General features: G+C 60.1%; 9 protein-coding genes. 4 read left to right on the plus strand and 5 right to left on the minus strand.

The features are described 5' to 3' along the window. Positions 1 to 246: 246 nt before the first annotated feature. Entirely contained in the window at positions 247 to 1,758 is a 1,512-nt protein-coding gene (locus tag B2696_RS02730) for a mannitol dehydrogenase family protein (RefSeq protein ID WP_286953785.1), read from the minus strand. Positions 1,759 to 1,851: 93 nt separating this feature from the next. Beyond that, positions 1,852 to 3,210, minus strand: coding sequence for an RbtT/DalT/CsbX family MFS transporter (locus B2696_RS02735; RefSeq protein WP_075731213.1), 1,359 nt, complete (start codon positions 3,208 to 3,210; stop codon positions 1,852 to 1,854). A gap of 418 nt (positions 3,211 to 3,628) precedes the next feature. Between B2696_RS02735 and B2696_RS02740 the strand changes: the two genes are divergently transcribed. Further along, the gene (locus tag B2696_RS02740; RefSeq protein WP_286953786.1) at positions 3,629 to 4,462 is read left to right on the plus strand and encodes a DeoR/GlpR family DNA-binding transcription regulator; all 834 of its coding nucleotides are present in this window, start codon (positions 3,629 to 3,631) and stop codon (positions 4,460 to 4,462) included. 44 nt (positions 4,463 to 4,506) lie between these two features. Continuing rightward, positions 4,507 to 5,910 (plus strand): xylulokinase, encoded by a 1,404-nt coding sequence (gene xylB / locus B2696_RS02745; protein WP_286953787.1) that lies wholly within the window; start codon positions 4,507 to 4,509, stop codon positions 5,908 to 5,910. 87 nt (positions 5,911 to 5,997) lie between these two features. On the opposite strand, the gene B2696_RS02750 is transcribed toward xylB, so the two are convergent. After that, positions 5,998 to 7,182, minus strand: a complete 1,185-nt coding sequence (locus tag B2696_RS02750) for an MFS transporter (RefSeq protein WP_286953794.1) — start codon at positions 7,180 to 7,182, stop codon at positions 5,998 to 6,000. Between the two features lie 149 nt (positions 7,183 to 7,331). Then, entirely contained in the window at positions 7,332 to 7,982 is a 651-nt protein-coding gene (locus tag B2696_RS02755) for a GntR family transcriptional regulator (protein ID WP_286953789.1), read from the minus strand. Positions 7,983 to 8,184: 202 nt separating this feature from the next. Between B2696_RS02755 and B2696_RS02760 the strand changes: the two genes are divergently transcribed. Then, a complete protein-coding gene (locus tag B2696_RS02760; RefSeq protein ID WP_286953791.1) occupies positions 8,185 to 9,609 on the plus strand; it encodes a DNA polymerase IV in 1,425 nt (474 codons plus the stop codon). 13 nt (positions 9,610 to 9,622) lie between these two features. Here the strand turns inward: B2696_RS02760 and B2696_RS02765 are convergent, their stop codons facing one another. Continuing rightward, positions 9,623 to 10,561: an asparaginase gene (locus tag B2696_RS02765; RefSeq protein ID WP_075730105.1), complete on the minus strand. Its 939-nt coding sequence runs from the start codon at positions 10,559 to 10,561 to the stop codon at positions 9,623 to 9,625. Positions 10,562 to 10,731: 170 nt separating this feature from the next. Between B2696_RS02765 and B2696_RS02770 the strand changes: the two genes are divergently transcribed. Continuing rightward, entirely contained in the window at positions 10,732 to 11,352 is a 621-nt protein-coding gene (locus B2696_RS02770; RefSeq protein ID WP_286953792.1) for a hypothetical protein, read from the plus strand. The last annotated feature ends 340 nt before the right edge of the window (positions 11,353 to 11,692 follow it).

An 11,692-nucleotide genomic window follows, 5' to 3' on the forward strand; every position in this document is an offset into this window, starting at 1 on the left:
ACCGCCACGCTAAGCCACCGCCAAACGGTGCGACAAGACCCAACCCGCACCCAGTAAGGAAACTGTGGATAACCCACCAGGCCCGGGGCGGTTATCCACAGCTGGGCCGCCTCGCCAGAATTAGGTAGTGCGGGAGCAAGGCCATCCGGTCTATCCTGAAGGATTGGGCTCAAGCGGAGGACAACCGACCACCAAAACCAATGCATTCTAAAAGCGGAAAAGCCCCTAGAGAAAGACCCAGGCAGGCTAAACTAGCTCCGCGAGCAGCGTGTCGAGGGTATCCTCCGCGCCGCGCTCGTGGAGCAGGGTCAGGATGCGGGCGTATTCGCTCGTGAACTCCGGCTCGTCGATGAGGTCACCAAAGACCTCACGGTCGCGCAGGAAAGCGAGAGTATCCTCGCGGTTGTGTGAGGCAGATTCCTGCACGCGTTGTGCCATCCGATCATTTATCGCGATGGGCTCGCCATCTTCATCGACGCCTTCCGCGTAGCGCGCCCAAGAGGCGACGATGGCCGCGGATAGAGTAACTGGGGCCACACCGCTGGCGAGGTTCTCTCGAACCACGGGGAGTAGCCACTTGGGAATGCGATCCGAGGACTCGGCGCACAGGCGTGCGACCGTGTCTTTGACCGCCGCGTTGCCAAAACGTGCGATGAGTTCCCGGCGATAGGCGTCGAGGTCTACTCCCGGCAGCGGACGCAGGGAGGGGGTTCCCTCGCGTTCCATGTACGCCAGCAGGAAGTCAGCGAAGCGCCGATCCGCCATGACATCGTGGACGAGGCGGTGGCCCGCCAAGTATCCGAAGTAGCACAGGCCCTGGTGAGAGGCGTTGAGCAGGCGGAGCTTCATCAGCTCATAGGGAACAACGTCCGTGACCATCTCGACGCCGGCATCGGCGTAGGGCGGACGCCCGTCGACAAAGTTGTCCTCAAGAACCCACTGTAGGAAGTCCTCGCATACGACCGGCCATTCATCGACGTAGCCGTAGGCGCTTTTGATTTCTTCCCTATCTGCGTCCGTGGTTTCGGGAGTGATGCGATCAACCATGGAGTTGGGGAAAGATACCTCCGCGTCGATCCATTGCGCGAGTTCGGCATCAACCGCACCGGCGAAAGCGAGGAACATGCGGTGGGCCATCTCCCCGTTGCCCTGGATATTGTCACAAGACATGACGGTAAAGGGTTTTTGAGCGCTGGCTCGCCTGGCAATCAGGCCAGCGGTGATAAGGCCGTAGAAGGTGCGCAGACTCTCGGTGCGTCCTTCCTTGAGCTCTGCTATATCGGCGGCGACGTGCTCGTTTGTGAAGTCGAATTCTCCCTTGACGTGGTCGAAGTTGTACCCGCCCTCGGTGACCGTGAGCGAGACAATTTTGGTGGACTCGCGTGCCAGTACGGAGACCGCCGCCGCCGGATCGTCGGGAGCGAAGACATAGTCAATGATGGAGCCGATGATGCGGGAGTTGAGGGTGCCATCGGGAGACTTTTCGGTGAGCGTGTAGAGGCAGTCCTGGGAGTGCAGTGCGTCGCGCATGCGGGCGTCGGAAGGCATGACGCCCATTCCCACGATCCCAAAGTCGAAGGCCTCACCCTGCCGCAGGAGGCGGTCAATGTAGAGCGCTTGGTGGGCACGGTGGAAGCCACCCACACCGAAGTGGACGATTCCGGGCTTTATGGCTGAGCGATCGTAGCCGGGAACGTGCACGTCAGTGTCTCGGGCGATGGTGTCGAGAGCAGAATTGGATAGATGGATAGTGGACATGGGGTGGGAGTTCTCCTTTGCGGAAGGTACAGAAACAGGTTTCAGAACTAGACTTCGGGACTTGAGTTATGAGGTCGGAGGGGGCAGGTTAGGCTACCGGGACGGGTCTTTGACCTCGTCGCGTGCGGCAGCCTCCTCGAAGGTCTCCTTGACGCTGAGCGCGGGAACGCCGTCGAAGCCTGGCTGGGTCCCGCGTAGCGAGCGCGTCATCAACGCGGCGAGGAGGAAGAGGCCGACGAAGATGCAGATGAGGCCAGTTGCTCCCACGAGCGGGTAGAAGATTGCCACCAGTGCGGGGCCTGCGGCGACAGCGCCACCCACGCCCAGGTTGTATGCGGCCATGGCAGCGCCGGGGCGAGAGGGGTTGAGGGATACCGCGATGGGAGACAGTGGAACGAATCCGGCCAAGGAGATGCCGAAGAGCGCGCCGCAGACCAGGGTGAGGGCGAAGCCGACGCCATCGGGCAAACCGAGGCCGACGGAAATCATGGGGACGAAGTACACCAGTGACAAGGTCACGGCGCAGGCAAGACAGCCTGCCCAGACGACGGTCTTGGACCAGCCGAGCTTATCTCCCACGCGTCCGTAGAGCGGGTTGAAGGGAAGGTTCACGGCGTAGATGACGGTGGTCAGAATAAGGAACCATGCCAGCGGCCAGTCGAGGCGTTCGGTGAAGTACACCGGGAAGAACACGGCCATGGCATAGGTGGGGATGGAGTTAATGGTGCGGATGTAGGCGACGAAGCGAGCGCGACGATCCCGGGCTAAGAGCCGGAAGGAGGCTCCGAGAGTGGCGGCGACATCTTCGGAGTTTTCCACCAGGGGCGCGCGGCCGATGCGTTCTTTGACGCCGATTAAAGCGCAGAGAGCACCAATGATGACGAGCACCAGCGAGAGCCAGAGCGTCTCGTAGAAGTCGAGGTTAAATAGGGACATCGAGATTGTCGCTGTGAGCGCGCCCAAAGTGGGGAGACCTGCGGAGAATGCGACGTAGAACCAACCGGTGCCCGTGCCTAGCTTGGCGGCGGGGGAGACGGCTGTAATCCACACGAGGAATCCATAGGCAAAGAGCGGGTAGCCAAAGCCGCGGAGTCCGTAGCACAGGAACACGAGGACGGTGTTGCTCGTGGTGAGCGCCACGAGCAGGAAGAGCAATTCAAATACCACCCAGATGCTCGCGCCGAGCATCATGACTTTGCGTGGGCCCCAGAGATCTGAGAGCGCTGCTGCAAAGAAGGCGGCCGCCGCCACGGCGACACCGTAGACGGTAACGAGGGTGCCCACCGAGGAGACGGTGAAACCGTGCTCGCCGGAGAGGAAGGGCTCGAGGATATTGGTTTCCACGCCGTCGCCGATCATGAAGATCGCGAGGCCGATAAAGCCCCACAGGAGGGGGCGTGGTAGGCCCATCCGTTCTATCAGAGTTTCGGGAGGTGCGACATCGTGCGCCATGAGGAGGAACTCCGTTTCTAGAGTCGAATGCTTGTGTGAGTTCATGCGTCACATGCGGAGGAGGCACCTAGAGAGCACCCCGGCCCAAGGAATACGTGAACGATGAATTATGTGAGATCTTGTTAGTATGTGAAGCGATGTGAGCTACATTTCATAAACTAACACCAAAATAACAGAAGTCAACATATTTACGTGAAATGATGTTGACTATGTGTGATTAACTACCCCTCGTCGAGGCGCGCGCATGGGGACTGGGCCCGTTTAACAAGGAATTTCTCATTCATTCCCGGATATATGTGATATTTTTGTTAAAAACCGGCGCAGTTTCACGCTGGCATTGAAAAGTTGGATTGAAAAACAAGAAACAACTAACAGAAGCAACTAACACTGTGCAGACGAGGTCAAGGAGGTGCTCCCCATGGACGATGCGGCAGAAACGCGCTTGGGCGTGGACTCGCGCAGGGCAGAGATGCTGGACAGGATTCGCGTCGAGCGTCATGCCCGCACTGAGGAGTTGGCGCGGCACTTTGGGGTAAGTCCCATGACCATTCACCGTGACTTGGAGCAGTTGGCGGAAGCCGGGAAGCTCGAGCGTATCCGCGGGGGAGCACGTGCCATCGAGGAGGAGTTCACTGAGCGCGATGTCGTTATCAGGCGCGCCACCAACACGGCGGTTAAGAGCGCGTTGGCTCAGGAAGTGGGAACTCTCATAGGTGAGGGTGATGTCGTTGCGCTCGATGATTCCACCACAGTCGAGGCCTGCTTGCCCTTCGTTCTAGCGGCCCAGCCTTCTGGAATCATCACACATTCCCTCAAGCTCATGACGGTGGTGAGTAAGTCCACTCCGCACTTGGTGCTCACCGGCGTGGGTGGGCGCTACGTCGCCGCCACAGATTCTTTCTTAGGTACCGCAACGTGCCGAGCCGTGGACCGTCTGCACGCTTCGGTGACTGTCGTGTCCACCACTTGCATCAACGGCACAGGCATCTATCACCCAGATGAGGACGCGGCGATTACGAAGGCTTCCTTCGTTAAACTCGGCACGCGCAAGATCCTGGTCGTAGATTCCTCGAAGTTTCTTAACTTCGGCATGCACTTCGTGGCGAGCCTAGCGAGCTTCGATGACATTGTGATCGACTCCAACCTGAGCACCGCCCAGAGCGAGCAGCTGCGTGAATCGGGTGCAAGGATTCACCTTGTGGATACCCCGGCTCCTGAACCGACACTGCCTACCGCCGCAATCCTTAAATAGCGTCCCGAAATAGATTCTGAAATCAGATAAAAGAAGGCACAGCAATGACCTATGTACTTGGCATCGATTCCTCGACGCAGTCATGCAAAGCCCTGCTTGTCGACGCCGCCACTGGCCAGATTGTAGACGAGGGCCGCAGCACCCACCCGGCAGGCACCCAAGTGGATCCCGCAGCGTGGATTTCAGCGATGGACCGGGCTACGGCCGGCCTCATCGAGCAGGCGGATGCCGTCTCGGTTGCGGGACAACAACACGGCATGGTCCCCCTCGACGCACAGGGCGAGGTGATCCGTGACGCGATGTTGTGGAATGACACTTCCTCGGCACCGCAGGCTGCGCAGCTGGTTGAGGAGTTGGGCGGACCTGCCGAGAGCGCCAGCCTGACCGGTTCGGTGCTGGTGGCCTCCATTACCGGCACGAAGTTGCGGTGGATGCGCGACAACGAGCCTGACAATGCCGCCAGGACAGCGGCTGTAGTCTTGCCCCACGACTACCTGACTTGGCAGCTGGGCGGAAGAAAAGAATTGACGACGGATCACGGCGATGCCTCTGGCACCGGCTACTACTGCCCGTGGCAGCGCAAGTTCCTCCCGCAACTAGCCGCGCAGTATCTCGGCCACGAGGTAACCCTCCCGCGGGTGGCAGAGCCCAATGAGATCGTGGGCACCACGGCCTCCGGGGCCGCCATTGCCGCAGGTACAGGCGATAACATGGCGGCGGCGCTGGGGCTTGACCTGCAGCCGGGCGACGTGTGCGTCTCGGTGGGGACCTCGGGTGTGGCCAGCGCGATTAGTGATCACGCGGTCGCTGATCCTTCCGGTCTTGTCACCGGCTTTTGCGATGCGAGCGGAAAGTACTTGCCTCTGGCCTGCACTCTCAATGGTGCGAAGGTCCTTGATTTCGCAGCCATGCTCTTGGGCGTTGACCACTCCGGGCTATCTGAGCTGGCACTGGCGGCTCCTCCCGGAGCGAACGGTGTGACACTCTTGCCTTATTTCGATGGGGAAAGAACGCCCAACCGCCCGAACGCGACCGGCATGTTCTCGGGACTGCGCACTGACACCACTCGCGCCGACATCGCGAGGGCAGTGGTCGAGGGGCTCTTGTGCTCTATGTTTGATGCCGTCGAGACCATCGAGCGGGTCACCGGCTCCCCGGCCAAGCGTGTCTTGCTCATCGGCGGGGCGGCCAAGAGCGAGGCTATGCGGATCATCGCGCCGCAGATCTTCGGCGTGGACGTGGTGGTCCCAGAGCCGAGCGAATACGTTGCTCTGGGCGCAGCTCGCCAGGCAGCGTGGGCACTGAGCGGTTCTGCCACCCCGCCGCAGTGGAGCGCAGCCGGGACCAGGGTCTATACCGGGGACCACGATCCACTGCCAGTGCAGCGCTATCAACGCCTGCGCGATATGACCGAAGACTTCCAAGCTCTCGGTGACTTGCAACTCTAATTGCCAGCACTATGGCCGCAAAACAGTGCGGCGGTCTAGAACCCACATCTGGGAACTAGACCGCCGCACTGTTTTAGTTACTACGCCCTAGCGGCGCGTGCCTGGCAGGTGCGAGCGCCAAGCGCAAGCGACATTGACAAGGCAGACGACGGCGAGGCCTGCGCCGATGATGAAGAGGTTGGTGAACCCAATCAGCGGGGCAAGCGCGCTGAAAGCCATCGGGATGAAGAATCCGGTGTAGGCAATGGAGTAATACACTGCAGTCAGGCCAGCAAGTTCACGCTCGCCAGCGATACGCTGTACCTCAGACAGGCCGGCAACGAGGGCCAAGCCATAACCGGCACCCATGCTGGCTGCTGCGGCGATGCCCAAAGGTAGCGACAACGTCTTTGCAGCGATGCCACCCAAGATGGTGCCGACGGTGATGACTGCCATTGCGATAGCGGAGGCACGAGCTGACTTGTGAGTATCGATTACTCGGCCGACCATCTGAACGCCTACGCCGCAACCCAGGGTGATGACTGTCATCAGGCCGGAAAAGGCGATAGGTTCCTGGCCAGCTGAGCTCGACAAGAGCTGCGGCAGCAGAGCATAAGCAGCGCCGGCACAACCAAAGACCCACGGTGCAACAGGGACGACCACGCGCAGGAAGCGCTTGTGAGCTGCAGTAGGAATGTAGAGCATGGCCAGCATGTCGCGAACGCGCAGCTCAAGGATGGTCTCTTTGACCGTCACATCGTGCGGCTGCCTAGTCTCTGGGGTCTTGGTGAGCCAGATGGCAGTAACCAAGGTCAAAAGGATGTGCAAGACATAGGCCAAGTGCGTAGGCCATGGTCCCCACTGCGCCAGCACGGAAGCGATTCCGGCACCGACGAGGAATCCTACGGTCAAGCACAACGAAGCTTTACGAGCACCTGCGGCTGGATCGCCGCCAGCACGAGCAACCAACTCGGTGATCCATGTCGAACCCACGGCCATGACTAGGCCCAAAGCCATGCCGCACAAGATGCGACCCAAGGCAATGACGAGGGGCTCATGCGGGGCGATGGACAGGAGGAAAGAGCCGATGAGGGAAAGCGGGGCAGCGGGAAGAAGGCTGGGGCGGCGTCCAATGAGATCGGAGAGCGGGCCGCCGATAAGCAGCGCGGGAATGATGCCGATGACATAGGCAGCGAGTAGGCCGTTGACTGTGACCTGGGAGAAGTTTGACGTCTCCCGGTACATCACGAGCAACGGGGTGAATTCATTACCGCCCCAAGCCACGGCGATCATGGTGCCGGCTACGGGGAACCATGAGTGCTTGGCGTAGGTCTTTCCGGCGACATCAATGTCGAGCTTGGGGGTTTGGACAGAAGCTTCTTTGGAAACTTCTGCGACGGGTGACCCCTCCTTGACGGTGGGGTTGGGTTGTGCAGAGACAGTCACAGTTGCTTCCTTGAGGAATTGAGATGGTCGTCGAGGATGGACAAATAGGAAGTCAAATCGCCGGATTGCAGGGCAGCACTTAGTGTTTTGTGTTGGGCTACGTAGGCGCGGGCGCGCTCCAAGTTGCGCCCGACTGCCTTGGCGGTAAAACGCTGTTGGCGCTCGCGAAGGGTATGGCCTAAGTTCGCCAACAGGCTGTTTCCGCCGTTATCCATGATCGTTTGGTGAAACTTGGCATCGAGTTCAGCGTAGGTGCCAAGATCCTCAGCGTCGAGCGCGGCGGTTTGCTCCGCGATGATGGCATCCAAAACGTCCGCGATGGCGTCGCGTTCGGAGCCGCTGAGGTTGCATATATGCGTTGCAGAGTGCTCGTCGACAAGCATGCGAGCCTCGAAGACCTCGCGGATTTCCCGCGGGCTAATCGGGACCACAAGGGCTCCGCGTTTGGGATAGAGCTTGATAAAGCCCTCAACCTCGAGACGCAAGAAAGCCTCACGCATGGGGGTTCGGCTCATGCCTAATTGCGAAGCCAAGGCCGCTTCCGAGAGCATCTCCGAATCATCGAAGGTGCCATCAATGATGTTGGCCTTGACGAAGCAATAGGCGCGTTCCGCCGCCGGCGGGGTAGCTGTGCTTACATTCTGCATGTGTACAGCTTGCATGCAAGAAGTACTTTTTGTCTACTTGTCGTGAGACATTGCTCATAGTGCGCGAACGTGAGAGCTAAGAGATACACAGGGCCCGCCATGTCTTAAGCCTCAAGGTTGAGCCTCACGTCTCAAGCGGAGAGGTTAAGCGGACGGGAGGCAGCTTTGCTCGAATAAGGGCGTTGTTTCTACACTAAAATACATGCAGCGCTGGGTCCTACACATCGACATGGATGCCTTCTTTGCCTCCGTCGAACAGCTCACCCGGCCGACTTTGCGCGACCGGCCAGTTCTCGTGGGCGGCCTAGGAGGCCGTGGCGTGGTTGCGGGGGCATCCTATGAAGCACGCGAATATGGGGCGCACTCGGCCATGCCGATGTTTCGTGCGCAACAGCTCGTGGGCTCGCGGGCAGTGGTTGTAATGCCACGTCATGCGGTGTATTCAGCTGCCTCTCGGCGTGTGTTTGGAATCATCGCTGCCCACGTCGGTGTCATCGAGCAGCTATCCATCGACGAGGCTTTCATGGAGCCCGTGGCCCTGCGCAGGGCCAGCGCCGGGGAGGTTTTTGAATGGGCAGAGAATCTGCGTGCCCTTATCCGTGAGGAGACAGGACTGCCGTGCTCCATTGGTGCTGGGTCGGGTAAGCAATTTGCCAAGATTGGGTCCGGGGAAGCCAAGCCCGATGGGACCTTTGTCATTCCTGTAAACAAGCAGATTGAGATGCTGCACCCCCTGGCGGCGAAGAAGCTGTGGGGCGTGGGGCCGGTTACTGCTTCGAAACTAAGCTCCATTGGGGTGGAGACTATTGGCCAGCTGGCGAACATGACTCAGAAAGAGGTAGAAATCTCGCTCGGCAACACGGTTGGTATTCAGCTGTGGCGCCTCGCGCAGGGGATAGATGAGAGGGAGGTTGCACCCCGTGCCATTTCCAAACAAATCTCCACGGAGCATACCTACCCCAAAGACCTACTCAGTGTCACAGAGGTCGATGCCGCGATCCTCAGAGCAGCACAGGGAGCGCACCGGCGTCTGCTGAAGGACGGGCGCGGCGCCCGGACTGTGACGGTGAAGCTGCGGATGGCGGATTTCCACATCGAATCCCGCTCATCAACGCTGCCTTATGCCACCGACGATATTAAGGTGCTTCAGGCCAGTGCGCTCCGGCTGGCCAGGTATCCCGAAGAGCTGGGGCCTATAAGACTTGTTGGGGTGAGCTACTCGGGACTGGAGGAGGCCAGGCAGAACGTCCTCTTCCCTGAGCTAGATCGCGAGCTGGTTCGTCCGCCTGCCCCAGACAACGACTTTGAAACCGGAGTCGGGGGAGCAGTCGTGGGGCCAGAAGGCGAAGCCATGTCCTCGGAGACGGTGGTGGAGGGGCTGACGCTGAACGCGAAAGACCCGGGAGACGCAGAAAAGACGTGGCGGACCACGGAAGATGTCTATCACCCCGATTACGGCCATGGCTGGGTACAAGGAACGGGGCACGGGGTGGTCAGCGTGCGCTTTGAAACTCGAGCGACGGGTCCGGGAAAGAGCAAATCCTTCGCTGTTGACGATCCGGCGCTAAAACCTGCGGATCCGCTCGACTCGCTGGCTTGGTCGGAGTGGTTTGCTGCTGAGAGCTAGATGAAAGGGAGTGCTAAAACGCCGGGGCAGTGGCGAAGGCTTCGCTCACAGGCACGCCGCTGGCCAGTGCGGCGGAGAGCAGGATTCGAGCCTGACCCGGGCGAAACTCGCCAGCGCTCACCGCGCCTTTGGCATTGAGCCTGGCGCCGCCGCCATCGCCGCCATAGACCATGGCGGTCGCGCCATAAGGTGCCCGCGTGCAGATGACCACAGCCACGCCGCGGTCGAGCGCGCGTTCCACGGCCTGGCCCATGGCGGTGCTCATGTTTCCGGAGCCCAAGGCCTCAATGACGATGCCGGGGAAGTGTGCAGAGGCGACATCGACAAGCGTGGCTTCCGCGCCGGGATAGGCGGCGATGATGGCGACAGGATGGGCCGCAAGTGAGGCTGCAGGCAGGGGAAATACCCCGGGAAGTCCGGGGGAGACGGCCATGGCCTCGAAAGCCACGAGGGAACTTGTGTGGCGCTTGCGTGCCCCCCGAGCGCGAACGCTGACCCCGCCGAATTGGATATACACACCTGCAGGCTGACGGCGCATGAGTCCCACGGCATCGCACAGGTTACCCGGGCCATCACCCTTGGGATGGTCGAAGGCGCGCTGCGCGCCGGTAAGGACGATGGGCTTATCGCTCCCGTGGAAGATATCGAGTGCGAAGGCGGTTTCCTCCATGGAATCCGTGCCATGAGTTATCAATACTCCGGAGATGTCTGGACGGCGTAGCTGTTGGGCCACGACGGCGCGCAGCGCGTCAAGATCGGCCAAAGAAATATCGGAGGAATCCAACTGCCGGAATTCAATAACTTCTATATTGGCTGCAGAAGCAAGGCAAGCAGCCAAGTCCTGTCCAGTCACGGTGGGGACGAGTTCAACTGCGGCGTTAGTGGTGCACGCGATGGTGCCGCCAGTGGCTATCAGCGCTATGGTCTGGTGCGGGGCAGTGGAGAGGCTCATGCATTCCTAGGTTAGACCATGGATTAATCGTGGCGTTGACTGTGAGTTGGCTGGCGAATTGGGTGTTCGCGGGCACGGGATAGCGGGTATAAGCCTGCGTCCCTATACAGTGGAGGGTTAGAAATTGGTGCGTGTACGCCGCGCGCTTTTACACTTTGTGAGGAGAAACAGTGAAATTCACCAAATTAAGTGCGGGTTTGTTGGCCGCTTGCGCTGCGACTGCGCTTGCTGCCTGCTCTTCTTCGGACGAGGGCTCCTCGGCGGCCAGTAGTTCAGCCGCTCCGAACACCGCCGCCCAGGAAACCACCGATGCGCAGGCTCAGACCCCGACAGCGGCCGATCTTAACGCGATCCTCGCCCGGGCTACTGACCCTAATGTTCCGCTGGAGGAGAAGACCGTCACGGTCCAGGGTGGACAAGATGCCCCCGAGCTCTTCGACACCATGGCGAAGTCCCAGGCTGAATCCGGCGCAGTTTTCGAGGTAGTTGATCCTGTATTGCCCGGTCTAGTCCCGGATTCCGCCTTGGCCACGGTCAACTTCTCTACGCCAGATGGCCAGGGGCAGACCGCTGACCAGGTTGAATTCATTTACGAGGATGGGCACTGGAAGCTCTCGAAGTCGTGGGCGTGCACGTTGGTGACCAATATCGTTCCTCCGGAAGAAGTCCCGGCTATGTGCGCCGACACCGCTGCTGGCGCTTCCCCGGCTGATCAGGCTCCAATGCAGGAAGCTCCCGCTGAAGGCGCCCCCGCCGAGGGAGCACCCGGAGAGGAAGTCCCCGCTCAATAAGAGTTCTCAATAAGTATTCGTATTGAGGGGCTATGCGCGTCTTAAGAACCGCTCGCGGCGGCTTTTTGTGGGTTCTGGGGAGAGGCGCTTAGCAGGATCTTCCGGTTTTGGAGTGCATTGATTCTGTTGGTCAGCACCGAGACCGATCATTCAGGATAGGCCGGATGGCCTTGCTCCCGCACTACCTAATTCTGGCGAAGCGGCCCAGCTGTGGATAACTGCGTCCGGCGCTGGTGGGCTATCCACAGTTTCCTTACTGGGCGCGGTTGAGGATTGTCGCGGCGGTGGGCGGTGTCCTAGCGTGGCGGTCATGGGCTTGCAGGAGTATTTCGCACAACTT

The organism is Corynebacterium sp. UBA4397, assembly GCF_002390965.1.
Taxonomy (GTDB): Bacteria; Actinomycetota; Actinomycetes; order Mycobacteriales; family Mycobacteriaceae; genus Corynebacterium; species Corynebacterium flavescens.